23 protein-coding genes, 1 tRNA gene, 1 pseudogene and 1 riboswitch are annotated in these 24,503 nt (G+C 49.0%); of the genes and pseudogenes, 20 read left to right on the top strand and 5 right to left on the bottom strand.

From position 1 onward, the window contains the following. The 13 genes from gcvH (at window position 1) to feoB (ending at window position 13,455) form a co-directional block, all read left to right on the top strand. Complete coding sequence (gene gcvH, locus SCACP_RS19815; RefSeq protein WP_425059203.1) at window positions 1-390, top strand: glycine cleavage system protein GcvH; 390 nt, start codon at window positions 1-3, stop codon at window positions 388-390. A 1-nt stretch (window position 391) separates the two neighbouring features. Then, window positions 392-1,744, top strand: a complete 1,353-nt coding sequence (gene gcvPA, locus SCACP_RS19810; protein ID WP_425059202.1) for an aminomethyl-transferring glycine dehydrogenase subunit GcvPA — start codon at window positions 392-394, stop codon at window positions 1,742-1,744. Next, a complete protein-coding gene (gene gcvPB, locus SCACP_RS19805; RefSeq protein WP_425059201.1) occupies window positions 1,741-3,192 on the top strand; it encodes an aminomethyl-transferring glycine dehydrogenase subunit GcvPB in 1,452 nt (483 codons plus the stop codon). The genes gcvPA and gcvPB overlap by 4 nt, the downstream gene beginning before the upstream one ends. Continuing rightward, window positions 3,180-4,013 carry a radical SAM protein gene (locus SCACP_RS19800; protein ID WP_425059200.1) on the top strand — a complete coding sequence of 278 codons (834 nt, stop codon included), beginning with the start codon at window positions 3,180-3,182 and terminating at the stop codon, window positions 4,011-4,013. Before gcvPB ends, SCACP_RS19800 begins: the two co-directional genes overlap by 13 nt. After that, entirely contained in the window at window positions 4,010-5,020 is a 1,011-nt protein-coding gene (locus tag SCACP_RS19795) for a radical SAM protein (RefSeq protein ID WP_425059199.1), read from the top strand. The genes SCACP_RS19800 and SCACP_RS19795 overlap by 4 nt, the downstream gene beginning before the upstream one ends. Next, a complete protein-coding gene (locus SCACP_RS19790; protein WP_425059198.1) occupies window positions 4,998-5,822 on the top strand; it encodes a lipoate--protein ligase family protein in 825 nt (274 codons plus the stop codon). Before SCACP_RS19795 ends, SCACP_RS19790 begins: the two co-directional genes overlap by 23 nt. 25 nt (window positions 5,823-5,847) lie before the next feature. Beyond that, on the top strand, window positions 5,848-7,254 hold the full coding sequence (gene lpdA, locus SCACP_RS19785; RefSeq protein WP_425059197.1) for a dihydrolipoyl dehydrogenase: 1,407 nt from the start codon (window positions 5,848-5,850) through the stop codon (window positions 7,252-7,254). Between the two features lie 66 nt (window positions 7,255-7,320). After that, window positions 7,321-7,503, top strand: a riboswitch (cobalamin riboswitch). A 112-nt stretch (window positions 7,504-7,615) separates the two neighbouring features. Continuing rightward, a complete protein-coding gene (cobI, locus tag SCACP_RS19780) occupies window positions 7,616-8,338 on the top strand; it encodes a precorrin-2 C(20)-methyltransferase (protein ID WP_425059196.1) in 723 nt (240 codons plus the stop codon). Further along, complete coding sequence (locus SCACP_RS19775; protein WP_425059195.1) at window positions 8,335-9,393, top strand: FecCD family ABC transporter permease; 1,059 nt, start codon at window positions 8,335-8,337, stop codon at window positions 9,391-9,393. The genes cobI and SCACP_RS19775 overlap by 4 nt, the downstream gene beginning before the upstream one ends. Window positions 9,394-9,403: 10 nt before the next feature. After that, complete coding sequence (locus SCACP_RS19770; protein WP_425059194.1) at window positions 9,404-10,165, top strand: ABC transporter ATP-binding protein; 762 nt, start codon at window positions 9,404-9,406, stop codon at window positions 10,163-10,165. Window positions 10,166-10,219: 54 nt separating this feature from the next. Next, window positions 10,220-11,170 carry an ABC transporter substrate-binding protein gene (locus SCACP_RS19765; RefSeq protein WP_425059193.1) on the top strand — a complete coding sequence of 317 codons (951 nt, stop codon included), beginning with the start codon at window positions 10,220-10,222 and terminating at the stop codon, window positions 11,168-11,170. A gap of 139 nt (window positions 11,171-11,309) precedes the next feature. Next, window positions 11,310-11,531 (top strand): FeoA family protein, encoded by a 222-nt coding sequence (locus tag SCACP_RS19760; RefSeq protein ID WP_425059192.1) that lies wholly within the window; start codon window positions 11,310-11,312, stop codon window positions 11,529-11,531. Window positions 11,532-11,607: 76 nt separating this feature from the next. Next, entirely contained in the window at window positions 11,608-13,455 is a 1,848-nt protein-coding gene (feoB, locus tag SCACP_RS19755; protein ID WP_425059191.1) for a ferrous iron transport protein B, read from the top strand. A gap of 227 nt (window positions 13,456-13,682) precedes the next feature. Here feoB and SCACP_RS19750 read toward each other — a convergent pair whose 3' ends face one another. Both SCACP_RS19750 and SCACP_RS19745 read right to left on the bottom strand, forming a co-directional pair. Beyond that, complete coding sequence (locus tag SCACP_RS19750; RefSeq protein WP_425059190.1) at window positions 13,683-14,054, bottom strand: P-II family nitrogen regulator; 372 nt, start codon at window positions 14,052-14,054, stop codon at window positions 13,683-13,685. Between the two features lie 40 nt (window positions 14,055-14,094). Continuing rightward, on the bottom strand, window positions 14,095-15,510 hold the full coding sequence (locus SCACP_RS19745) for an ammonium transporter (protein ID WP_425059189.1): 1,416 nt from the start codon (window positions 15,508-15,510) through the stop codon (window positions 14,095-14,097). A gap of 373 nt (window positions 15,511-15,883) precedes the next feature. Between SCACP_RS19745 and SCACP_RS19740 the strand changes: the two genes are divergently transcribed. Then, window positions 15,884-15,980 (top strand) — tRNA-Sec (locus SCACP_RS19740). A 60-nt stretch (window positions 15,981-16,040) separates the two neighbouring features. Here SCACP_RS19740 and SCACP_RS19735 read toward each other — a convergent pair. Continuing rightward, window positions 16,041-16,484: a UPF0236 family transposase-like protein gene (locus tag SCACP_RS19735; protein WP_425059188.1), complete on the bottom strand. Its 444-nt coding sequence runs from the start codon at window positions 16,482-16,484 to the stop codon at window positions 16,041-16,043. A 127-nt stretch (window positions 16,485-16,611) separates the two neighbouring features. After that, the gene (locus SCACP_RS19730) at window positions 16,612-16,941 is read right to left on the bottom strand and encodes a hypothetical protein (protein WP_425059187.1); all 330 of its coding nucleotides are present in this window, start codon (window positions 16,939-16,941) and stop codon (window positions 16,612-16,614) included. A gap of 146 nt (window positions 16,942-17,087) precedes the next feature. Between SCACP_RS19730 and tnpA the strand changes: the two genes are divergently transcribed. From tnpA to SCACP_RS19700, 6 genes and pseudogenes are all read left to right on the top strand, one after another. Then, window positions 17,088-17,417, top strand: a complete 330-nt coding sequence (tnpA, locus tag SCACP_RS19725) for an IS66 family insertion sequence element accessory protein TnpA (protein ID WP_425059092.1) — start codon at window positions 17,088-17,090, stop codon at window positions 17,415-17,417. Beyond that, window positions 17,411-17,758 (top strand): IS66 family insertion sequence element accessory protein TnpB, encoded by a 348-nt coding sequence (tnpB, locus tag SCACP_RS19720; RefSeq protein WP_425057810.1) that lies wholly within the window; start codon window positions 17,411-17,413, stop codon window positions 17,756-17,758. Before tnpA ends, tnpB begins: the two co-directional genes overlap by 7 nt. A 61-nt stretch (window positions 17,759-17,819) precedes the next feature. Then, a pseudogene (tnpC, locus tag SCACP_RS19715) lies at window positions 17,820-19,390 on the top strand (IS66 family transposase). Between the two features lie 54 nt (window positions 19,391-19,444). Next, window positions 19,445-19,582, top strand: a complete 138-nt coding sequence (locus tag SCACP_RS19710) for a hypothetical protein (RefSeq protein WP_425059186.1) — start codon at window positions 19,445-19,447, stop codon at window positions 19,580-19,582. A gap of 1,305 nt (window positions 19,583-20,887) precedes the next feature. Continuing rightward, complete coding sequence (locus SCACP_RS19705; protein WP_425059185.1) at window positions 20,888-21,280, top strand: hypothetical protein; 393 nt, start codon at window positions 20,888-20,890, stop codon at window positions 21,278-21,280. 384 nt (window positions 21,281-21,664) lie between these two features. Further along, on the top strand, window positions 21,665-23,281 hold the full coding sequence (locus SCACP_RS19700) for a hypothetical protein (protein WP_425059184.1): 1,617 nt from the start codon (window positions 21,665-21,667) through the stop codon (window positions 23,279-23,281). 908 nt (window positions 23,282-24,189) lie between these two features. Here SCACP_RS19700 and SCACP_RS19695 read toward each other — a convergent pair. Further along, window positions 24,190-24,408 carry a transposase gene (locus tag SCACP_RS19695; protein WP_425059183.1) on the bottom strand — a complete coding sequence of 73 codons (219 nt, stop codon included), beginning with the start codon at window positions 24,406-24,408 and terminating at the stop codon, window positions 24,190-24,192. Window positions 24,409-24,503 lie beyond the last annotated feature (95 nt).

Below are 24,503 nucleotides of genomic sequence, written 5' to 3'. Positions count from 1 at the left end.
ATGAATATTCCAAAAGAACTTAAATACTCCAAAGATCATGAGTGGGTGAAACTGGAAGGCAATATCGCAACTATTGGTATTACCGACTTCGCCCAGTCCCAACTCGGTGACGTGGTATTTGTCGAATTGCCGGAAATAGGTGCTGAATTTTCGGCCGGGGAGGGATTTGCCGTGGTAGAGTCGGTAAAAGCAGTATCAGATGTCTATGCCCCTGTTGCCGGAACGGTGACCGAAGCCAACACCACCCTGGCTGATGCGCCGGAGGTTGTCAACCAGGACCCCTATGGCGAAGGGTGGATTGTCAAACTGGAAGTGGCTGACGAAAGTGAACTGGGGGAACTCATGGATAGTGACGCTTATGAACAACTGATTGGCGAGGGAGGCCACTAACATGCCGTGGAGCTATCTGCCTCACACCGGCGAAGACCGAAAAGCCATGCTGGCGGCGATCGGCGTCGGGACGGTGGAGGACCTGTTTGCCGATATCCCCGCCGATTTGCGGCTGAACCGTCCTCTTGATCTTCCGGAGGCGCTGTCCGAGCCTGAACTGGCAAACCACCTGGCAGGCTTGCACCGCGCTAACGCCAACATGCAGGAATATGTCTGCTTCCTCGGAGCCGGAGCTTACGACCACTACATACCCAGCGTTATCGACCATGTCCTCAGCCGTTCGGAATTTTACACAGCATATACGCAGTATCAGCCTGAGATATCCCAGGGCTATCTGCAAGCTCTCTGGGAATACCAAAGCTTAATCTGTGAACTGACAGGTATGGCGGTGGCGAATGCCTCCCTTTACGACGGCGGCACAGGGCTGGCTGAAGCCGCCATGCTGGCTGCCGGTGCCACCGGCCGTGACGGGTTGTTGGTGGCAAAAACCGTGCATCCCCATTACCGTGCGGTATTGAATACCTATGCGGTTGACCGGGGTTATACTGTGACTGAGATCGGTTACCGGGACGGTCAACTGGACACCGCCCAGATTCAGGAAAAGCTGAGTAAGAAAGTGGCGGCTGTTATCATCCAGACTCCCAATTTTTTCGGTTGTGTCGAAGATATAAAAGCTGTTGCCGCTATGGCGCACGCGCAGGGGGCGCTCATGATTACCGCCGTTGACCCCGTTTCTCTCGGGCTGCTGGAGGCTCCCGGCAAGCTTGGCGCCGATATTGTAGTGGGGGAAGGGCAGAGTCTGGGGTTGCCCATGTCTTTCGGCGGTCCCTATCTTGGCTTTTTTGCCGCCACTGAAAAGCTTATGCGGAAAATGCCGGGCCGGGTTGTGGGCCAGACAGTCGATCATGAGGGCAACCGGGGTTTTGTCCTGACGCTGCAGGCCCGGGAGCAGCATATCCGGCGGGAGAAGGCCACGTCCAACATTTGCTCCAATGAAGCGCTGTGTGCTCTGGCCGCAGCCGTGTATTTATGCACCATGGGCAAAGAAGGCTTTAACCAGGTAGCTACACTGTCGCTGCATAAAGCGCATTATGCCTACCGGCAATTGACCGGCACCGGGGGTTGTAAAGCCGTGTTTGACGCTCCTTTTTTCAAAGAGTTCGTCGTGCGGCTGAACAAACCGGTTGCCGAGGTTAATCAACAACTTTTGGCCGACAAAATCATCGGCGGCCTTGATCTGGGTAGATACTATCCGGAACTTAAGGACTGTATGCTTGTTTGTGTGACCGAGAAGCGGTCACGGCAGGAAATTGACCGGCTTTCAGCCAGACTGGGGGCAGTGGTGGAAGTATGAAAAAAAACAAAGAGTTAATATTTGAAATGAGCAAACCCGGCCGGCGCGCTGTTGATCTGCCTGCCTGCGATGTGCCGGCAGCGGCCATAGAAGATTTGATTCCTGCCCGGTTTCTCAGAAAAGAGCCGGCCGCACTGCCGGAAGTCAGCCAACTTGATCTCATGCGGCATTACACCGGCCTGTCCCAACGCAATTTCGGCGTAGACTCCGGCTTTTATCCGCTGGGTTCCTGCACTATGAAATACAATCCCAAAATTAATGAGGACGCCTGCCGCCTGCCTGGTTTTGCATCAGTGCATCCTTTGCAGGACAGTGAAACAGTGCAGGGAGCGCTGGAAATCCTTCATAACATGGAAAAATATCTGGCCGAGATTGCCGGGATGGATGCCGTCACCATGCAGCCGGTGGCCGGCGCTCACGGCGAACTTACCGGCCTTAAGCTTATCCGGGCCTACCACCGGCACCGGGGCGAGAACCGCACCAAGGTCATTGTGCCTGATTCGGCCCATGGCACCAACCCGGCCAGTGCGGCGGTATGCGGGCTGGATATTGTGGAAATCAAGTCTCATGCTGACGGCTCCATCGACCTGGCGGCGCTTAAATCAGCCGTGGGTGCCGATACAGCTGCGCTTATGCTGACCAATCCCAGCACCTTGGGCTTGTTCGAAACCAACATCAAAGCGATTGCCCAAATTGTTCATGATGCCGGCGGGCTGCTTTACTATGACGGGGCCAACGCCAACGCCATCATGGGCATTACCCGTCCCGGGGATATGGGCTTTGACGTAGTCCATTTTAACCTGCATAAAACCTTTAGTACGCCCCATGGCGGCGGCGGCCCCGGCTCTGGTCCCATCGGCGTCAAGCAAGCCCTCATTCCTTTTCTGCCAACGCCGGTCATTGTCCGGGAGGGCGGCAGTTTCCGGCTTGAGGAGGATCGGCCGTTGTCCATCGGCAAAGTTCATTCCTTCTACGGGAACTTTGGCGTCATTGTCCGGGCTTACGCCTACATCCGGGCCATGGGGCCGGACGGCCTGAAACTTGCCAGTGAGGATGCCGTTCTCAACGCTAACTATTGTCTCAGCCAGCTTAAAGAAGATTTTTATGCTCCGTTCGATCGCTTCTGTATGCATGAATGCATTGTCACTTCCAAGTATCAAAAACCTTACGGTATCCGCACCTTGGATATAGCCAAACGCCTGCTGGACTACGGGTATCATCCGCCGACTATATACTTTCCGCTCATTGTTGAGGAAGCCATGATGATAGAGCCTACCGAAACCGAAAGCAAGGAAACACTGGACGGCTTCATTGCTGCCATGCGCCGTATTGCCCGTGAAGCCCAAGAGGATGTTTCGCTCATTACCGGTGCTCCCCGAACAACAGTGGTGGGCCGCCTTGATGAAGCGGCGGCAGCCCGTAAACCGGTGGTAAAATGGCAAGGTTAGACCGGCTGCCGGTAGCCGCAACCATTCGTTTTGCCTATCCGCAAAAGACCAGGCCGGTAAGTGTGACCGGCGCTCAATGCGAGTTAAATTGCGCCCATTGTGGCGGTCACTATTTACAGCACATGCAGCCTTTAGCTGACATCGGCGATACCGGCGCCGATACCAGCGCCAGCTGGCTGGTCAGCGGAGGCTGCCAGGCTGACGGCGCTGTCCCGGTGGGTGCATACATTGACAGGCTGACTGAACTCAAACAAAACCGGCGGTACAATATGCATGTCGGACTGGTGAGTGATGCGGAAATTGCTAAGCTGGCCGGCATTGCCGACTGCGTGTCCTTTGACTTTGTTGTCGATGCGGCCACGATAAAAGAAGTGTTCGGCAACGGCCGCACACCTGAAGACTATGTGGCGTGTTATCAGTCCCTGCGCCGCAAAGTCAAGGTCATGCCGCATATCTGTATTGGTCTAAACGGCGGCGTGCTTGGCGGCGAGTACCAGGCATTGGAGCTTTTAAAAGAACTCGGAACCGACGGGCTGACCTTCATTGTGTTTGTGCCGACACGGGGTACCCGGTTTGCTGACCGGCAGCCGCCGCACCTGGCGGAAACAGCAAAGTTGTTAAGTTATGCCCGGTTAGAGTTTCCCGATATCCCTCTGCATCTTGGCTGTATGCGTCCAGGGGGACGGTACCGGGAGGAAATCGACAAATGGGCGGTGCGGGTTGGCTTTGATACTATTGTCAACCCGGCGCCGGCCGCCGTAGCGCTGGCCGAAAAACTGGGGCTGAAGCTTACGCGGGGAGAGGAGTGCTGCGTACTGTGAGCCTATGGAAACTGTCGGCAGGCACAGCCTGCGTGGTCGGCAAGAAGCAACTAAAAACTGATGTGCTTCCTACTACCGCCTATATCATGCTGGGGGAAAAATGCCGGAATCATTGCCGGTTTTGCTCCCAGTCCCGGGACAGTTCGGCCCGGGCTGATTTGCTGTCCCGCGTCACCTGGCCGGAAGTCCCGGGTGAGGAGGCCGCTCAGGCTGTTGGCGCTGCTTTTCGCGCCGGCCGCCTGCAACGCGCTTGCTTGCAGGTCGTGCATAATGAACAAAGCTGGCAAACAAGTGTTGACGCGCTGGAACGATTAGTGCGGGAGAGCGCTGTGCCGGTGTGCATCTCAAGTGCCATTGACTCGGTGGCCCAGGCCAAAGAACTCATTGCGCGGGGGGCTGACCGTATTTGCATCTCCCTGGATGCCGCGACTCCGGAGATTTTTCGCCAGGTAAAAGGCGGCAGGTGGCAAGAGCGGTGGAACCTCTTAACCCGGTGTGCGGCCGAACTGCCAGGCCGCGTCAGCACCCATCTTATTGTCGGGCTGGGAGAAACTGAACAAGAAATCATCGAGACAATAGCCCATTGTCTTGATAACGGGATAAGTGTGGGCCTGTTTGCGTTTACCCCGGTGCGGGGCACAGTCTGGGCCGACCGGCAGCCGCCTGCCATCGGGCGGTATCGACGGGTTCAAATCGCGCATTTTCTGCTGAAAACAGGGTACAGCCGGGCGGTTTTCCGGTTTCAGAACGGCATTTTGACCGGCATTAGCCTGCCTGTCAGCGAAATGAAACTGATTTTGGCCGGCGGAACGGCTTTTGAAACCAGCGGCTGTAGCGGCTGCAACCGGCCCTACTATAACGAACGGCCGGGCGGTGTTATGTATAACTATCCCCGGGCGCTCACGGGGAATGAAATCCAAGCAGCCATTGCCGAGAGTGGGATTATTGGAATACATGCTGAACAAGAGCGGAGGAGGGCTGGCTGTGAAATGGCGGGTCATCAATAGCGGCCTGGACAGTGCAGCCAACAATATGGCTGTGGATGAGGCCATGTTACAGGCGCATGCCAGGGGACAAACGCCGCCCACACTCCGCCTTTACGGCTGGAAACCGGCGGCGGTAAGCCTGGGGTATTTCCAGAAGGCCAAAGCCGAAGTGGATATAGAGGAGTGCCGCCGTCAGGGAATTGATGTCGTACGGCGCCTGACCGGCGGTAGAGCGGTACTTCATGATGCCGAACTTACTTACAGTGTGGTGGTGCGGGAGGACCATCCGCTCATTCCGGCCACTATTACCGCCTCGTACCGTTATTTTAGCGAGGGCCTGCTGGCCGGACTGAAAAGGCTGGGTATCGACGCATCCCTAAGCATGCCCAGGGCGGCATACGGCCGGACCAAGCGCCAACAGGCTTCGGCAGCCTGTTTTGATGCTCCCTCGCATTACGAAATTACCGTTCAAGGCCGTAAACTGGCGGGCAGTGCCCAGGTTCGCAAAAACGGGGTAATTTTACAGCATGGATCAATACTGCTGGCTTTTGATCCCGGCAGGGTGGCTGCATTGCTCAACCTGCCGTCGCCGGCGATGAAAGAAGCGGTAGCCGCAATGCTGGCCAAGCGGGCAGTGTCGGTTACGGAAATCGCAGGCCGGGAGATAACCCGGGACGAAGCTTGCCAGGCTATGCTGGCCGCATTCGGCCCTGCTTTGGGCGTTGAATTGGAGCCGGGCCGGCTTAGTGAACAGGAAGTGGCCGCTGCTGCCGAATTGGCTGCGGCCAGGTACAGCCGGGACAGTTGGAACCTGCTGCGCTAATCCGGTAAAACAGGAGGTAAAATAGATGGTGTATGATATAGCAGTAATTGGCGGCGGCCCGGGCGGGTATGTGGCGGCCATCCGTGCCGCCCAATTGGGCGGCAAAGTACTGCTGGTGGAAAAAGAGAAACTGGGCGGGGTATGCCTTAATCGCGGTTGTATCCCCACCAAGACACTGCTGAAAAGCGCCGAAAAGTGGGAAGATCTTAAACGCGTTGCCGAATTCGGCCTTCGCGCCGACAATATCGGCTTTGATTTCGGCGTGGTTATGGAGCGGAAAAATAAAGTAGTTGCCGGGCTGCAGAGCGGTATTGAGCAGTTGGTTAAGAGCAATGACATTGACGTAGTACGGGGGGTAGCTGCACTTACCGGGCCAACCGGCCTGGAAGTCGCTACCAATAAAGGCAAGGAAAGTTTTGAAGCCCGTAAGCTGATTATTGCCACTGGTTCAGCGCCCAGCTCTGTTCCGGCGCCGGGACAGCAACTGCCGGCTGTAGTCACCAGTGATGATCTGCTTAATATAACCAAGGTTCCCCGAAGCATGCTGGTCGTTGGCGCCGGGGTGGTGGGCATAGAGTTTGGCGTTATCATGAAAGCGTTTGGTTGTGATGTGACCATTGTGGAAATGTTGCCCACCATTTTGCCGATGGCCGATATTGATATCATTAAACGAATGGGGCTTACTCTGCGGAAACAGGGTATCAAGACACTGGCCGGTGCTAAAGTAACCGCCATTGAAGAAGTTGAAACAGGTGTACGGGTAAAAGTCGATACCGGCAAAGAAATTCAAGAAATCCGGGTGGAAAAAGTGCTGATTGCGGCCGGACGCCATCCGGTGACACAGGGGGTGGGCCTGGAAGCAGCCGGCGTGGCCTATGACCGGGCAGGTATTAAAGTAAATGAACGAATGGAGACCAGTGTGCCAGGCATCTATGCCATCGGCGACGTGACAGGCCGGAGCATGCTGGCCCATGTCGCCTCAGCAGCCGGAATGGTGGCCGCCGAAAATGCTATGGGTTTGAACGCGGTCATGGATTATAGTGCTGTTCCCAGTTGTATCTTTGCCACTCCGGAAATCGCCATGGTGGGCTTGACCGAGCAAGAGGCGTCGGCAAAACATCTTGACATTAAGTCCAGTAAGTTCAATTTTGCCGCTAACGGCAAAGCGGTGTCCATGGGCGAAACAGAGGGTCTGGTAAAAATTATTGCTGAACCTGCCGGCGGCAAAATACTGGGCATGCACATCATGGGACCGCACGCCAGCGATCTGATCATGGAAGGCGCTCTGGCTATTAAGAACGGGCTGACAGCCAAAGATATTGCTCACACTATTCATCCTCATCCTACTTTGTCGGAGACAATTTTCGAGAGTGCTCACGGCATTTTCGGCGACATGATTCACCAAATCAAATTGAAAGGGAGAAATAAGTAGAAGGAACCATAACGCTGTATAGACATAAATTACTTGACTTTTCTTACGGTTAATCATACAATTTAAGTAATTGATATGGGAACAGGTGCCCGATTTGGGCTTAATAGGGAAGCCGGTGCAAAACCGGCACGGTCCCGCCGCTGTGATGGGGAGCCGACTGCAACAAGCCACTGAAATAGTTTAATTTTGGGAAGGCGCAGTTTGGCTGTGAACCTAAGTCAGAAGATCTGCCTGTTTGACAATCACCGTTTTCACCCACGAGCGATGGGGAGGGGATTTGCGCGTTAGCTGAAGCAAAAATCTCGGTCATGCCGTCGTGGGGTGACAGAGATTTTTTATTTTTGAAGGAGTTGTGTGATCAATGTCAGGGATTTTTTATGGTGTCGGCGTTGGACCTGGCGACCCCGAGCTACTAACGCTAAAAGCGATTAATGCGATTAAGTCGGCAGATGTGGTTATCGCTCCCCGTACCGAAAAAAAGGACGAAAGCACGGCGCTGTCCATTGCGCGACCCTATATTCAGAACGGTACCGAGGTTCTGGAATTAGTATTTCCGATGAATTATAATGCTCAAGCGCTATCTGACGCGTGGGTGAGCAATAAAACCATCATCCTGAAGCTCTTAGATGCCGGTAAAAAGGTGGCATTTCTGACGCTGGGTGACCCTATGCTGTACAGCACGTATATGTATGTATACCGCCTGCTGGAAACCTCAGGCCACAATATTGTTAATATTCCGGGGGTAAACTCATTCTCGGCTATTGGTAACCGTTTGGGGGTACCCCTGGCCGAAGGCGGCGACATCCTGAGTATTGTTCCGGCCACCATTGACGACGAGCGCCTGGAAAAAGTGCTGGCCGTGTCCGACAATGTTGTACTTATGAAGGTGTATAAGAATTATAGCCAAATTGTTGATAAACTACATAAATTCGGCATGGTGGAAAACGCCGTTATGGTTTCTAAGTGCGGCCTTGAAGGCGAAGAGATCATCCATGACTTAGCTACATCCGGCAGCCAAAGAGTAAATTATTTGTCAACCATTCTGACAAAACGCTCCAAAGTGAGTAAACACGCATTGGCATGAGTAGCAGCTCGTTAACGGCGCTCCTCGCCCGTCAGCAGGCCAAAACCCGTGTGGCAGGTGTGGTGTTGCTGACGGCCATTGTGCTGTTTACTTTGGCTGCGGTTGGCTTTGGTCGGGCGGATATCGGCATGGCCGACGCTGCCGCTGTTATTTATGGCAAAGTTACCGGCAACCCGGCAGCTTACAGCCATCTAAATGCCGCTATGACGGCTATTATCTGGGACATCCGCCTGCCCCGCATCCTGGCGGCTATTGTGGTCGGCGGCGGCCTGGCGGTAGCGGGGGTTGTCTTTCAGGCGCTGTTAATGAATCCCTTGGCTGACTCATACACCATGGGTGTATCTACCGGTGCGGCGTTTGGCGCCAGTGTGGCAATCTACCTTAATATCTTTGCCCAGGGCGGCCTGCCGGTTACGGTATTTGCCTTCGGCGGTGCAATTGCTACTCTCCTCATCGTTATGTCCATTGCCAGAGTCGGCGGCTATGTTTCATCAGCCAACCTGGTTATTGCCGGGATCATTGTCAGCAGTATATTGTCGGCAGCCATCAGCATGGTCAAAAGTTTGGCCGGTGAACAGGTATCGGCTATTGTTGCCTGGCTTATCGGCAGCCTGGCAGCCAAAAGCTGGGAGCATGTGCTATATGGCTGGCCGCTGGTGCTGGCGGCTTGTTTTTTGTGTTATTATTACGCCGAAGACCTCAACATCGTGTCGTTGGGCGACCGCGAAGCGCGCAGTCTGGGCATCAATGCCTCACGGTTACGCACAGTGCTCTTGGCAGCCGGGGCGCTTATTACGGCCGTGTGCGTGGCTATCGGCGGCATCATTGGCTTTATCGGCCTTATTGTGCCCCATATGGTCAGAATGCTGGCCGGATCGGACAATAAGACGCTTATTCCGCTATGCGGCTTGACAGGCGGCATCCTGCTGTTAGTGGCCGATACGTTTGGCCGGTCGGTAGGTAATGTTGAAATCCCGGTGGGGGTGCTGACAACGCTCTTGGGCGGGCCGTTTTTTGTTTATATATTTAGAATGCGCAACAAGACGCTGCAATAGGAGCGTTGCTATGATAAAGGTAGAAAATATAAAATTCGGCTATGCGGCCAAGCAAGTATTGCAAGATGTTAGTCTGATGATTGCGGCGGGCAGCTTTTGCGGTATTGTCGGTCCGAATGGCTCAGGCAAGACGACATTGCTTAACCTGATTACCGGGCAGCTTAAGGCTGCGTCCGGCAGTATTGCTATCAACGGGCGGGACATCGGTTCGTACAGTATTGAGGAACTGGCCCGCCATATTGCTATTGTGCCGCAGAATATGGACATCAGGTTTCCGTATACTTGCCTTGAAATTGTCGGTATGGGCCGCACTCCCTACAAGGCCCGGCTTAAAGGCCTGACGCAAGAAGATTTGGATATTATTGAGCAAGCCATGCGGATTACCGATACGCTTGATTTTGCCGGACGGCTGGTTACTGAACTGAGCGGCGGCGAACGTCAGCGGGTGATATTTGCCAAAGCGCTGGTCCAGCAGCCGGAAATTTTGTTTCTGGATGAGTCTTTTTCCAATATGGATATTTATTACAGCATCAAGTGTTTAAACTTGCTTAAAGAGCTGTGTGCCAAGCAGGGGCTGACGGTAGTGTCAATCATTCATGACCTTAATCTGGTCAGCACCTTCTGCTCCGATGTCGCCGTACTCAAAGACGGACGTCTGGTAAAACATGGCCAAGCCTCCGCTGTACTCGAACCTGAGCTTATCCGCCAAGTATTCAACATCAAAGTTGTCAGGGCCGGCCATACCGGTCTGGCCGTATTATCCGAACTTTAAGCGAAATCAGGCTTTCTTTTTTTTCTCAAATTACTCATGGTGGAGGCAACAGATATGAAAACCAAGTTATTTAGTTTTATGGCAATTATGATACTGACGCTGGCTTTGGTTGGCTGTGGCGCGTCCAAACAGGCAACGGCCCCTGCTAACGACGGTGTAAAAATAGTTGACGACTTAAATCGGACGATTGTACTCAAGCAGCCGGCCAAGCGCATTATTTCGCTGTATTCGGCCCATACCGAAAATTTGCTGGCGCTTGGCCTGGAGGCTGAAATTATCGGCGTCAGTCCGGCCGAATCCGACCCGGCCGTTAAATCTAAGCCGGTATTTGACTATCGCGCCGACCCCGAAAAGGTATTGGCGGCACAGCCTGACATTGTTATCATCAGACCGTTTATCAAACAAAGTTATCCGGACTTTGTTAAAACCTTGGAGCAGGCCAATGTGAAAGTTGTCTGCCTATACCCTGAGAAGTTTGAAGAGTTTGATGGTTATATTCAAAAGTTGGCTGTGTTAACAGGCAAAGAAAAACAAGCTGCGGACATGCTGGCAGCATTTCATGCCAGGCTGAAGGCAGTAGCCGAGCGAACTGCCCGGGCTCCGGTTAAAAAACGGGTATATTTTGAGGCCACTGCTACCGAGTACCGGACCATCACACCTGACAGTATGCCGGGCACTGTGCTTAAGCTGGCCGGAGGCATCAATATCGCCGCCGATGCCCAGCCGCTTAAAACCGGCAGCAGCATTGCCGCATATGGCAGTGAGCGGCTCTTGATGAAGGCTGAAGACATTGATGTGTTCGTGGCGCAACGCGGCCCCATGAACCCGGGAGTAACGCCAGACAGTATAACGCAGCGCCCGGGTTTTGACAAGATAAAAGCCGTGCGTGACGGCAAGGTCTACATTGTTGACGAAAAGCTGGTGTCAAGCCCCGTCTTCCGGTTAGCTGAGGGAGTCGAGCAATTGGCTAAAATCATTTACCCTGAAGTATTTGCCGGAGAATGAGCGGATAATTCCTACTTGACAAGTTATAATTGATTTTCATATAATGTGATTGAGAATAAATGTCAGTATACGCCGCCAGAGTGGTTTAAATTTTTTTTACTTGAACATTGATAATGATTATTGATATTAAGGGGGAGTAATGATGACACTTGCTCAAGCTAAACGTGGTCAACGGCTGTTAATTGCCGCTATTCCTAACCCTGCCGTCCGGGCCCAGGCGATTAGGTTCGGTATTTCTGAAGGCGCTGAGGTTGAATGTTATGAAAAACTTCCGGCCGGTCCCATTGTTGTCGGTAAAGGTAAACAAGAAATTGCTATTGGCCGCCGTCTGGCCGAAAACATCCAAGTTAAACCAGCTTAAATAATAAACTATACCATAACATGTTGCTACTAATAATGTAAGATGGCTGTAGTATGTTTCAGCCACAGGAGGAGAAATGAGTCACTGTCATAGCTACTTAGATCATATAGATATTCCAGAGGGTGCAAAAAAGATTGTTCTCGTCGGTAATCCCAATGTTGGAAAATCAGTATTTTTTAACGCTTTAACCGGTATGTATGTAGACGTATCAAACTTTCCAGGCACAACTGTTGATATATCACACGGACGTTACGGCAAGGATGTGGTGGTTGATACTCCCGGTGTGTACGGAATATCCTCCTTTAACGATGAGGAGACTGTAGCCAGAGATGTCATTCTGTCGGCCGACCTTATTTTGAACGTAGTTGATGCTGTACACTTGGAACGCGACTTGTTTTTGACGCTGCAGGTAATTGATACCGGCATCCCGACAATTGTTGCGCTCAATATGATGGATGAAGCGGCAGATCAGGGGTTGAAAGTTGATGTCGATCTGCTTGAGCACCTATTGGGCGTACCGGTTATTCCAACGGTAGCTGTGAAGGGTAAGGGCGTTGAGGAAGTTAAAACCCGTATATATGAAGCCCGTACCGGTCACATACCGCCAGACCTGAAAACTCATCTCCAAGGCATGCTCAACCGGATTGGTTCCTGGGCTGAGGCCCTGCTCGTGCTTGAAGGCGATCCTCATGTTGCGGAACGGCATGGTGTGCCTGCCGGCGACATGCGGGAGGAAATATATCACGCCCGCCGGCGCCGGGTTAACGACATCGTAAAGCATGTAGTATCAGAGACTGAGGAAGGCGCCAGTTTTAGTACTAAGCTGGGGCGGTATATGCTGAGACCGGTAACAGGCATTCCGATATTTATTGCTGTGCTGTATGCTATGTACTATCTGATTGGTGTTATTGTCGCCCAGGATATCGTTGGTTTTACCGAAGAAACTGTAATGCAAGGTATGTATGAGCCGGCGATTCGTGCCATAGTCGGAAAATTTGTCAGCGAAGGGTCGGCGCTTGGCGCAATCCTAATTGGTGAATTTGGACTCTTGACGATGACGGTAACTTATGTCTTGGGATTGCTGCTGCCGCTGGTTGTCGGCTTTTATCTGGCTTTATCGATTATGGAAGACTCGGGTTATTTACCACGTTTGGCCACACTGGTTGACCGCATCATGACCGGTATTGGCCTAAACGGTCGCGCTATTATTCCCCTTATCCTCGGTTTTGGTTGCGTAACTATGGCTACCATTACAACCAGGATTCTGGGTACCAAACGTGAGCGTACTATTGCTACCTCTGTGCTGGGGTTGGCCATACCATGTTCAGCGCAGTTAGGTGTTATTGCCGGGATGCTTGCTGGCATTGATACGAAATATATTGCTATATATGTAGTCGTGATTTTACTGGTGCTGGGTGTCATTGGGAAAATACTCAATAAAGTATTGCCAGGTGAATCCTCCGACCTCTTGATCGATTTGCCGCCCATTCGTCTGCCGCGCGGCGAGAATGTGCTAAAAAAGACTGTGACCAAATCGTATGCCTTCCTATTGGAGGCTACGCCGCTGTTTATGGTGGGGGCGCTTATCATTTCCGGCTTGCAACTGAGCGGACTTCTTGAAAGCATCCAGGTGGCGCTTGCCCCGTTGACTGAAGGACTTCTTAAACTTCCCAAAGAAACTGCTACCGCTTTTATTATGGGTATTATCCGCCGTGACTTCGGTGCCGCCGGTTTGAGTGATATGGATCTTACACCGGCACAAACTCTGGTAGCACTGGTAACAATTACATTGTTTGTTCCGTGTATAGCGTCAGTAATGGTTATGTTTAAAGAGCGCGGGAACAAAGAGGGTGCGTTGATTTGGATAAGTTCCTGGGTGTTTGCCTTTGTTATCGGCGCTATTGTAGCTGCGTTCGTAATCTAGCCTGCCTAGTAGAGGTGATTGTATGGAACAGCAAGTTTGCCCGCAATGCAAAATGGTATGCGAACAAGGAGCGGTGCGCTGCCCCCGCTGTCATAAGCTACTATTAACACAATGTCAGGGAAGTTGCAGCAAGTGTAAAGAGAAGAATAAGTGCTCCAGATAATAAGATAACCCCGGTGTTCAGGAACTGAACACCGGGGTTTTTTTGGATGCTATAGAATTCAGAACTACTTCGGCATATCGGCCGGGTCCATGATGGCGATGTCGCCTTCTTCGCCGGTGCGAATGCGGACTGCGTTAGCGACAGGGTAGACAAAGATTTTACCATCACCGATTTTACCGGTACGGCAAGCTGTTTTAGCAGCTTCCAAAACCCGTTCAACCGGCACTTCGCAGACAACAATTTCAACTTTGACTTTAGGAACCAGATTAATGTTGTATTCCTGACCGCGATACACTTCAGTGTGACCCTTAGTTAGACCGCAGCCATAAACTTGGGTTACTGTCATGCCTGTTACGCCGATTTTGTTCATGGCATCTTTAAGTTCTTCAAGTTTTTCCGGGCGGGTAATGATATCAACTTTAGTTATTGGTCTCATGGCGTTTTCCCCCTTTTTTCAGAACGTAAGTAATTACAGTTTACGCCAGTGTTGTCTTTTTGGCAACTATTTCTTGGGTGGCAGCGCTAGTGGATACACTAAAGCTGACAGGAGAACCAGTCATGAAGTCCTGATAAGCATAACCGCGTTCACCATGTTCGGTAATGTCAAGACCTTGTACTTCTTGTTCGGCAGAAGCCCGGACTTGCATAAACAGGCCGATAACCTTAATAATGATAAAAGTCATTACAATGGCGGTAATCCAGCTGGCACCTACACCAATAAGCTGAGTGGTGAGCTGACCGGCATTGCCATAGAACAGACCATCAGCGCCCGCAGGGTTAACAGATGTGGAAGCAAACAAGCCGGTGGCAATGGCGCCCCAGGTGCCGCCGATACCATGCACGCCAAAGGCGTCAAGAGAATCATCATAACCAACTTTAGCTTTAACCACAGCTACTGCCAGGAAGCAGATGATACCTGCGGCAAGGCCGATAATAACTGCGGGGATAGGGCTAACAAAACCGGCAGCCGGGGTAATGGCAACAAGGCCGGCTACGCACCCTGAAGCTGCGCCAAGAATAGTGGGTTTGCCATGGTGAATCCATTCAGTTAATACCCAGGAAACAGTTGCGGCAGCAGCAGCAATATGAGTAGTAACAAAAGCAGATGCAGCAAGACCATTAGCGCCAAGTGCACTGCCGGCGTTAAAGCCAAACCAGCCAAACCAGAGGAGTGAAGCGCCGATAACAGTCATAGGCAGATGGTGAGGCATCATAACTTCGGAGCCATATCCTTTGCGTTTGCCAATCATGAGGGCGATGACTAAACCGGATACACCAGAGATGATATGAACTACAGTACCGCCGGCGAAATCAAGTACGCCCAACTCACGCAACCAACCGCCTACGCCCCATACCCAGTGAGCAACAGGGTCATACACCAGAGTAGCCCAGAGCAGGGTAAATACTACAAATGCAGGAAATTTCATACGTTCAGCGAAAGCGCCGGTAATTAGGGCCGGAGTGATGACTGCGAACATTCCTTGGAAAATCATGAAGGCCAAATGAGGAATTGTTGCTGCGTAATCAGCATTCGGGTCTTGCCCAACACCGTTAAGCCCAATCCAGTCTAAAGCACCAACGAAATGGCTGATGTCCGGGCCAAAAGCAAGCGAGTAACCGAACAGCACCCACTGTACAGATATCAAACCGATAATAAAGAAGCTTTGCATGATGGTGGCCAGAGCATTTTTCGTTCTTACCATACCACCGTAGAATAAGGCCAGACCAGGAGTCATAATCATAACAAGTGCAGCACTTATAAGAACAAATGTAGTATCACCGGTATCAATTTTGGCCGCTTCGGCCGGAGCCTCGCCTTCAGCGAATACTGCCGGTACAAAGATAACTAGCAGCAACAGGCATAGAGTAAAAATAGTCCACAGCTTTCTCATAAAAATCCCTTCCTTTACTTAATAATATTTTTAAAATGAAAGCCAAATGGTAAATATACATCCCTCCTTACGGCAACCAAAACAAAAAGCGTCCTAAAAGCAGATAGCTTTCAGGACGCCATTGTCCGGACCGATAGACGCAAAAGCCTTCGCAATAATTTGCGAAGGCTTCATTGCCTGAGTGATTTATTTGATATCGTTACTATACCAAATTAAACAGGCTAGTGTCAAGCAAAAAAATGCGAAATCATGAAAAATGTTTTCGACAGGAAGAGCCTTATTGCTATTTTGCGCCCAATGTCTTGCCTGAGCTAACTGTCTGGCATTGAATAACTCGCTTGCTCATGGTATATTATATATGTAAAGTATATTCGGGAGTGGATGGGGCCTGGTGGCTCCTGCGGTCTTCAAAACCGTTTGCGCGGCGCTAATCCGTCGTGGGTGAGTTCGATTCTTACACGCTCCCGCCAGAGTAAAATCAAGGCTTCTCAGGTCTTTTTGACTGGGAAGCCTTTTACTTTTAATGGGCATCATTTATTCTCTTGGGAAGATATTTGGGAAGATTCTGCTTCGGGGCGCATGACTTGATCAAATATTGCAGTCATAATTTCCGTCATTCTTGCAGCAGCGTTTTTCGACTTATGCAGGTAGGTACGTGTTACCCGCGGTGCCATTCCAAAGCCACCGAGCGCACTCGACTGTTTGGTGGAATGCCCCAGCAATTCGCTTACGGTGACGGTATCCTTACTGTCTCCAGTCCGGCAAACCTGCCACCCAGATCGTTTCCTTTTATCGTTTTTTATCTGTTGATCCAGTTCCTCTAAAACCTGGTTGGTGATTTCACGGCCTACTTCATGAAGTTTATCAGCTAATTTCCGCTGAAATTCCTCAAAACCCATTTTTCCTGATAAACTATTTAAAACCATTTCGACGATAGAAAGGAATATTGGCATGAGAACACGAATAATTTCCATAGAAGACAACACCTCTGAGTAATCAATTTTTGGTTACTCGTCCAGGCTAGGGACGGTGCTGTCTTCTTCTATTTTGTCATCAAAAATTCCTACAATAATTTTACACTAACTAATGAATGAATTGTATTCAATCAGTTATGCTCGTTGAGACTTCATAGGTTGCCTTGCAGTTGGAACATTGATGGATCTCGCTCCATTGCGTTGCAGCTAATTGTTTCATTGTCACGAAGGTGCCGGGAGTTTCGGTGATTTGGTTGTGCTGACAATGCTCGCATGGATCGGCGCCCAGACCGGATGAATGAAAATCTCTAAAAGCTTCAGCTCTGACGCAGGTAGCTAGTAAGCTGTCTAAGGATGGTTCCGCGCCGTTTGCCAGCAGGCATTCTTCGGTAATTTCAGTTTGCTGGGAAGGGGTGCCGCAATTTGGACATTTGGCGATGTTTTTGTTGTTGTTCATGTTGTTAGCTCCTTTGAATTTGATATTGTTGAGTGATGAACCGATGCACTTAACACCATATTACACCTGAACGTAAGCGTAAAAGTATCCCCACATAGCGTATATGCTTCAATCCTGGGATAATGATCTCAGGAGGGATAAGCTGTATGGAAAATACAATAACAAGCAAGCGTAAGGCCTACTCTGCTGTCGAAAAAGCAGCGCTGATGGCAGCATATAAAGCCAGTGGCCTAAGCAAAAAAGAATGGTGCCAGGAAAATGCTATTGGCCTGAGCACATTGCAGAGATGGCTGCAGCACGAAAAAAAGCAGGACCAGCCGCAACCGGTACAAAACTGGATTCCTGTCATCCAGGCTGCGCCAGAACGATCAGCCAGCCTCGAAATACAAATCGGCAAATGCAAAATTGCCGTAGATACTAAAACAGATAAAAAACTCTTGGCAACGGTGCTTGGCGTACTGGTGGAAGTATGCTGAAACTATCGGAACATACACCAGTCTTTTTAGCCTGCGGGGACACCGATATGCGTAAATCCATTAATGGCTTAAGCGCATTGGTGCAGCATAGTTTTAAGTTGGATCCGTTTCAAAAAGCACTGTTCGTCTTTTGCAACAAACAACGCAATCGAATTAAGATTTTAACTTGGGAAGACAACGGCTTTTGGCTGCATTTAAAGCGCTTGGAACGAGGCCGTTTCAAATGGCCGACACTTGACGACGCCACCATGGCGCTTACCACAGAAGAACTGTGGAACCTGATTCAAAGCCCGGGCATCGAACAAAAACTGCGTCGCACGCAAGTTTTAAAAAGCCGCTAAAGTATTGATTTTACTGGCTTTTCGCCTCATTTTCCGGTATAATAGAAGATAAGAAAATGGTATCGGAAATGAGGATTTTTTCTTGCAAACACAGGCACAGCTTGAAGAAGAAAATGCGGAATTAAAGAAACGCGTTCAGGAATTGGAAGCGCTCAACAAGTGGTATATGGAGCAGTTGAAGCTGCTTCGCCAAAAAAAGTTTGGCGCTTCTTCGGAAAAAAGTAAACGCGATGACCAGGAACAGTTAAACCTCTTCAATGAGGCGGAAGCTGAGCGCCAACCGATTGCTGTGGAGCCGGACGTGGAAACCATGAGTTATCAGCGCAAAAAGGGTAAACGCGGAGAAAACATAAAGGACTTGCCGGTAGAAGTGATTGAATATACTCTGCCAGAAGGTGAACAGACCTGCCCTGCTTGCGGTGAAGAGCTGCATGTTATGAGCAAGGAAGTACGTAAGGAATTGACGATTGTTCCGGCAAAGGTCAAGGTTATCGAGCACGTAAACTATGTATACGGTTGCCGAAATTGCGAGAAAAACAATATAGAGACGCCGATCATCACGGCTAACGCGCCGAAAGCGTTGCTGCCTAAGAGCATGGTATCCGCCGAGCTTATGGCCTATATCATGAGCCAAAAATTCGTCAATGCTATGCCGCTGTATCGGCAGGAGCAGGAATTTAAGCGGCTTGGCGTAACGCTTTCCCGCCAAAACCTGTCCAACTGGGTTATTAAAGGTGTCGCACTTTTGGATCCTTTGTTAGCAGCCCTAAAAAAAGAGTTGCTTTCAAGGGATTTGTTGCACGCCGATGAAACTACTCTGGAAGTGTTGTGTGAACCCGGCAGACCGGCACAGACAGATTCCTATATGTGGTTATATCGAACGTCCGGGGATACGGATCATCCGGTTGTGCTCTATGACTACCAGGAAGGGCGCAGCGGGCAATTTGCCAAGGCGTACCTTGCAGGGTTTTCCGGCTATCTTCAGACCGATGGTTGGCATGGCTATCACAAGGTAGAAGAAGCCGGTGTAACCTTGTGCGGCTGTTGGGCACATGTTCGGAGAAAATTCAATGAAGCCTTGGTCGGCCCTGCGGCTAAACAGCCGGATAGTAAAGAAGCGATAGGTCTTGCCTATTGCAATAAGCTTTTCGACGTTGAAAAAAAGGCCGAGCACATGACGCCGGAAGAACGGCATGAACTAAGGCAAAAAGAAGCTAAACCAATTATCGAAGAGTTTTATAAATGGATAGAAGCTTGTTGGGCTGATACCTTGCCGCAAAGTCTACTGGGCAAGGCGCTTACCTATGCCCAAAATCAGAAAAAGTATCTGACAGCCTATTTGGCCGATGGCCGCATCGAAATATCGAATAATCGTGCGGAGCGATCTATCAAGCCTTTTGTGATTGGACGAAAAAACTGGCTGTTTTGCAATACGCCTGGTGGCGCAAAATCGTCCGCCGCTGTTTACAGCATAATCCAAACGGCCATAGAAAACGGATTAAATCCACAAGCTTATCTGGAATATGCCTTTAGGCAAATCCAACTGCAGGATACGCGCTCTGTATTGAAAAACTACTTCCGTGGGCTGAAGAAATTCCTGTAAGCTGTAAAATGCCTAATAAAAAAGCATAACGGTTCCAACAGCCATCTGATGTTTTATCATATCGTACATCAGGTGGTTTTTTATTGATAGGTGGTTTTGCTTTGACGCTTACACCTGAACCGGTAACTCCGTTTGCTATTGGAAAGTGGCGTGGTGTAATGAAGGAACTGATGTATGGAGAAAAGGCAAAGAAAGGTGCGCGGGGGAATTTTTATATTTGAACGATTGTAGTCCTTACTCATTAATGTCAGCTACAAGCTTGGCTGTTGATTGCCAAAAAAGTCGGAAACTCCGATAAATGTGAAAAAGTCGGAAACTCCACTTTTTTGGTTCCCGGCAATTCACAGGTCAAGGGCAAGTAATTTCGCTGGTGGATCACATATGGTAACTTATTTTGCGAAATGAGGGCATGTCAGTCAGGTTTCATTTAAATGCGGTATTAGATTTGCACTCTATTCAAGCACTAGAATTTAGAGTTTGGAGGGATGGCTGTGTATTGGGCGGTGGGTGTTGGGTTGTGATGGCAAAGAAAGGTGCGTGGGGGAGGTATACCTATTTTGTGAACCCATTAATGTCTGAAATACCCCGAAGGGGAACTCCCGGCAACCATATATTATAATATTGAAGGGAATTTCCCCCGAAGGGGCCGTCTTCAAATCTGCAACTGGAACCCCCGGGGCTGGAAAATCCGGGCAACTGATTTATCAACATCACCTGATACCCCTGGAAAAATTTATAATTTTTGAGAGGACTATTATTTTTTTCAATATGTACAATCTTTCAGTGTTGTCTGTGCTTTTTGGCTGACCTGTAAGTCCTATTCAATCCATATCAATAGGATTTGAGATATACAAATTTATATTGAATTCCTACTGGTATCTTTCCGTACCGCCTATAACCGACATGATTTATCGCATGGCGCAATAAAAATACGATAGCCAGCTTTTGTACATAGCTGGATTTAAAGAACAAGACGCCCATCATTATCGTCAGTATACGGGCCATGGCAAATTTGCGAACAAACCAGCGCCCCCCTAATACCCGTTAAGAGCCAGGAAATCAAACTGGTTCCCGACGATCTATATCACATCACCGCCGGCCGCAGCAATCTCATCGTAAATTTTGACGACCAAGACAGGCAGTTTTTGACAAGGTTATAGTTGTGGAATGAATACTGTAGGGAGAAGAGAAGGACGAGGGGAGGTGCGTGGAGGCCATGTACCCATTGCCTGCTCTAATGAGCCCAAAGGGCAAAACTTTTTGAAGAAGAAGAAACGTATTATTGAAGCCGTACGCTCGAAGGAAACCGAATTAAATCTGCATAATTTCATTTTGAGTTACTGTTGACAAAATACGTCGAGCGTGGTATGTTATTCCTGCAAGAAGCTGGTGCACACCGCCAGAGATTAACTTACTAAGAAATATGAGATAAAGCGCCTCGGCGCCAAGTAAAGCCCCTAGTGTGGGTCTACCTATTTGGCATCGGAGGCGCTATTATTTTTTCTACAAAAAAATATTGGGAGGAAATGAGAATGGATTTGGTGGAAATAACAATTACGCAGGCAGAGCGAAGGAAGGCGCAGCAGCAACTTATTGAAAGGCGTCGGGCGCAATGGTGCGAAGAAGGAGCTGAGCTTATGGAACGGCGTCTCAATACGGGATTGACGGCGACCTATGTAGCGCGGCAGATGGAAATTGATGTAAAAAGATTGCGCCGATTGGAGCGAGGGGAGCCGGTGAAACAGGCCTATCTGCTTCGAAAATCGTATGAGAACGTCTTGGCCTATCAGGAAAAGGTGCTCAAGAATGAGCAATTGGCTGCTGAGGTGGCAAAGTTACGCAGCCAACTGCATCAGACTAATGTGATCGTCGAAGTAAACGCTGGTCTATTCCTGGAGTTCCGACTACACCGCCGTTAAAAAAGCGGTCCGTTATATAAGTGGCAGTATCTTGTCATCAAACTTGCGATTTCACCGGAATATGTAACGATATTTTACCACAGGACAACTCCCCAGTCCGGACGGGTGTTCGCTGTTGCGTAAAGTCAAGTAAGCCTGGTGTCGATGATCCGACTTCGGCCAACTTCGCAATACTGCTCGCCCGCCTGAACATACAGGACACATTCAAAGATAAGAAATATGGAACACTCACGATAAATGCGGCAGCCTATATTAGCTCGCGCAAGGACAAGCGATAAGAACTTTAATACGCTTGTATCCAACTGTTATAAGTTTTTACGCATGTATATCGTTGAGTGTTTTTTGCTGTGATTGACTATGATGACGATTAGGGAAGGATATAATATGGATTTTAATCAAATTCTTGTTGCATTGGGATTTAAACCGATAACCTATAAGACAAAAGCGCTGAAAGTAGACGCGCCGAATAAACTGCTTGCAGGAATGCAGCGTATCAAAGAAAAGCAAGAAAAGTTCAATAAATATGTTTTGAAGAACCGGAAGCCGCAAACATTTTTATCCGGTCAGTGGGCGTATTCTCAGCTACATACTGTCAATCGTGTTAAAGCACTGGAAGATAAGCAGGACGTGTATTTTACACCTAATCGGCTTTCGGGAAGGCACCGCAGCGAAGATGAGGTACAAAGCTGTGATAATTTCAGCATTGATTTGGATGCGGGAAAAGACGAACATGGCAACTATTTACCGATAGAGGTTGTGGAGCTTCGCAAAATCGATATGTTAAAAATGATTAAGACGCTGCCCCAATATACAGCTCTTGTCCAAACCAGAAATGGCTACCACGTGCACTGGTCAATTAAAGAAGGCGCCAACATTATTTTGTCAGAGTGGAAGAAAATCCAGGCGTACATCGTTGACAAGACAGGGGCTGATCCACAGGTTAAGGATGGGGCAAGGCTAATGAAATTACCCTATACATTCGCGATGAAAGGAGGAGCTTACGACCCTTATCTGGTTAACATTGTTGAGGTGAATGAAGTAGAGTATGACCCTCAAGAACTGTTAAAATTATTTGAAGAGTGGGAAGGGGAAGTTGCCCCCACCAATATTACTATTCCTACAGTAAGAAAAAATACTACAGTACCTACTATAGGGGCGCAGGCAGGTGTGGAGAGCTATACCGACAATATCGCCGCCATCAAAGAATTGGATCATCGCTACTTTAATAGCTTATTTAAGCAACAGATGCAACGTATGACACGGAAAGAGGCAATGAAATATTTTTTACAGTCAAAAGTGAACCTCAGCTCATTCCTGGGGCTTCCTGAACGCTTCTCCTGCATCTTCCATAACGACAAGAATCCTTCGGCCGTTATTATGGCTCCAAGAGGGGCGCATACCAGATGGACCTACCTGTGTCACTCCAGCAACTGTTCATTAAATGCTCCGATGGATATCATCGACGTAGTAGTGAGAATCGCAGGCGTGAATTTTAACAGGGCAATTATGTTTCTGGCTGCCTGTTTTAACATCAGTATTCCAGGCAAGCGGGGCCGGCACATTAACGATATAATTAAAGGTAACATTACAGCTGTCCAAACGATCATGGATGAAAGTAAGGCATACAAAAGGAAGTTGCAGCCAATTATGAATGCTTACACAGCCCTTCTAGAGATAGCCAGAACTAGTGCGAATATGACCGACACCCAATACTATGGTACAGATGTTTACTTTTCGGCGTCTAAGAGATTCTTGGCAAAACAGATCGGAACAAATGATGAGGGTTCAACGTATCGCAAAACAGTGCTATTGGCTGCATTGGGGCTTGTAGAGAAGGTTGCCGATAATGATTTGCCTGAATCAATCAAGCAACGTGATTACCTCTACAAACGCGATCTGGAGATGTACTATGGAGGCGACCGTACAATTCAATATTATCGTATTAAAGCCATAGACTCACTGAAGGAGATGCAGATCATCAAAAAACAATTGGACAAATAGATCGCCGGAAAAGGGCAGATCGACAAAATCAACGAAAAACTGATTACCAGAATTTTCGGGTACGATGTTGCAGCAGCCATCTATGCTAAAAAAGGCCAGAGAAATACTGCATATGCCAGTCAGAGGAGCAACCAGGAACATGCGTTGATTGTATAAATAAGTTGAGCATATACCTGTTGAAGCGGATCAAACCGGTATTGAAGGTATAACTTAATACCGGCGACATCAGAGAGAATTAGGATATTATGCCCAAGGGTAGTGTAACTCGTTGTCTGAACAGCATAGTCTATTTTTTGGTGACATCAGCCGTTGCCAAGTGAATGATCTTGCGAAGCGCACAAGTGGTCTATCTTATAACTGTGATTTACAGACTTGGCCGTTATTGCCAAAAAGTCGGGTGGTCTGATTTATTTAAATTAGTCGGATGCTCCGACTTTTTACTTTCTCGCAATCTATAGGTCAATGGTAAAACATTATTTTAAAAATATAATCCTCTTCCCCTTGGGTGGAGAGAGGATTTCTTTATTTAGATGCCGATCGGTTACTAAGGGGAATTAACCGGAAGACGTCGATCTCCAATTAGCTTCATTTACGATTTGGGGTGGTGTTCTTGCTAGTGAATGAGGTATATATTGAAGATATACTATTAATAGATCACAGTATATACTTTTCGTGTAGAATTTTCGTATGTGTAATGCTGAAAATTCGGCGGTAATTTATTACTGTTGCAACTGTCTGGAAAATATTAGAAGGTTAAGCGCAAAATCGGGCAAACTCGCGTAAAATAAGGATTTCGCGCTGTTAAAGCAAGGGGAAGGGGCGCGTAAAAGCCCATTATGTTAAAACGAGCCAGGTGGGTTTCCAGGGAATTTTTCCTTTGTAATATTTTAGCAAAGACGAGTATTTATTCAGTTGACTTCAATTGTCAACTGACCAATTTGCTTCGTAAGCTCCTCCACTTCTGCATCATGTTTTTTCTTCATTTTTTCGGCTTCATCACTGTTTTTGGTAAAGACTAAGTGCATCTTTTGCAAAGCTTCCGATTTCCAGCGTTGCAACTGATTTGGGTATATTTCATACTCTATTGCAATTTCGGCTAAGGTTTTGTTTTTTTTTCGATAGTTCAACAACGATAGTCGCTTTTTTAAGGCAATTAACAGAAGTATTTTGGGTATATAAAAGCCAGCGAAGCCAGTAACGGCGCAAGCTATACGAACAGGAA

This window comes from Sporomusaceae bacterium ACPt, from assembly GCA_041428575.1.
In the GTDB taxonomy this organism is placed as follows: domain Bacteria; phylum Bacillota; class Negativicutes; order Sporomusales; family Sporomusaceae; genus Sporomusa_D; species Sporomusa_D carbonis.
The sequence above is the reverse complement of the archived record's forward strand: the minus strand, read 5'-3'. Positions and strand labels throughout refer to the sequence as shown.

Coding starts and splice junctions, on each gene's coding strand:
- gcvH (WP_425059203.1), top strand. CDS start 1: ATGAATATTCCAAAAGAACTTAAATACTCCAAAGATCATGAGTGGGTG.
- gcvPA (WP_425059202.1), top strand. CDS start 392: ATGCCGTGGAGCTATCTGCCTCACACCGGCGAAGACCGAAAAGCCATG.
- gcvPB (WP_425059201.1), top strand. CDS start 1,741: ATGAAAAAAAACAAAGAGTTAATATTTGAAATGAGCAAACCCGGCCGG.
- SCACP_RS19800 (WP_425059200.1), top strand. CDS start 3,180: ATGGCAAGGTTAGACCGGCTGCCGGTAGCCGCAACCATTCGTTTTGCC.
- lpdA (WP_425059197.1), top strand. CDS start 5,848: ATGGTGTATGATATAGCAGTAATTGGCGGCGGCCCGGGCGGGTATGTG.
- cobI (WP_425059196.1), top strand. CDS start 7,616: ATGTCAGGGATTTTTTATGGTGTCGGCGTTGGACCTGGCGACCCCGAG.
- SCACP_RS19775 (WP_425059195.1), top strand. CDS start 8,335: ATGAGTAGCAGCTCGTTAACGGCGCTCCTCGCCCGTCAGCAGGCCAAA.
- SCACP_RS19770 (WP_425059194.1), top strand. CDS start 9,404: ATGATAAAGGTAGAAAATATAAAATTCGGCTATGCGGCCAAGCAAGTA.
- SCACP_RS19765 (WP_425059193.1), top strand. CDS start 10,220: ATGAAAACCAAGTTATTTAGTTTTATGGCAATTATGATACTGACGCTG.
- SCACP_RS19760 (WP_425059192.1), top strand. CDS start 11,310: ATGATGACACTTGCTCAAGCTAAACGTGGTCAACGGCTGTTAATTGCC.
- feoB (WP_425059191.1), top strand. CDS start 11,608: ATGAGTCACTGTCATAGCTACTTAGATCATATAGATATTCCAGAGGGT.
- SCACP_RS19750 (WP_425059190.1), bottom strand. CDS start 14,054: ATGAGACCAATAACTAAAGTTGATATCATTACCCGCCCGGAAAAACTT.
- SCACP_RS19745 (WP_425059189.1), bottom strand. CDS start 15,510: ATGAGAAAGCTGTGGACTATTTTTACTCTATGCCTGTTGCTGCTAGTT.
- SCACP_RS19735 (WP_425059188.1), bottom strand. CDS start 16,484: ATGGAAATTATTCGTGTTCTCATGCCAATATTCCTTTCTATCGTCGAA.
- SCACP_RS19730 (WP_425059187.1), bottom strand. CDS start 16,941: ATGAACAACAACAAAAACATCGCCAAATGTCCAAATTGCGGCACCCCT.
- tnpA (WP_425059092.1), top strand. CDS start 17,088: ATGGAAAATACAATAACAAGCAAGCGTAAGGCCTACTCTGCTGTCGAA.
- tnpB (WP_425057810.1), top strand. CDS start 17,411: ATGCTGAAACTATCGGAACATACACCAGTCTTTTTAGCCTGCGGGGAC.
- SCACP_RS19705 (WP_425059185.1), top strand. CDS start 20,888: ATGAGAATGGATTTGGTGGAAATAACAATTACGCAGGCAGAGCGAAGG.
- SCACP_RS19700 (WP_425059184.1), top strand. CDS start 21,665: ATGGATTTTAATCAAATTCTTGTTGCATTGGGATTTAAACCGATAACC.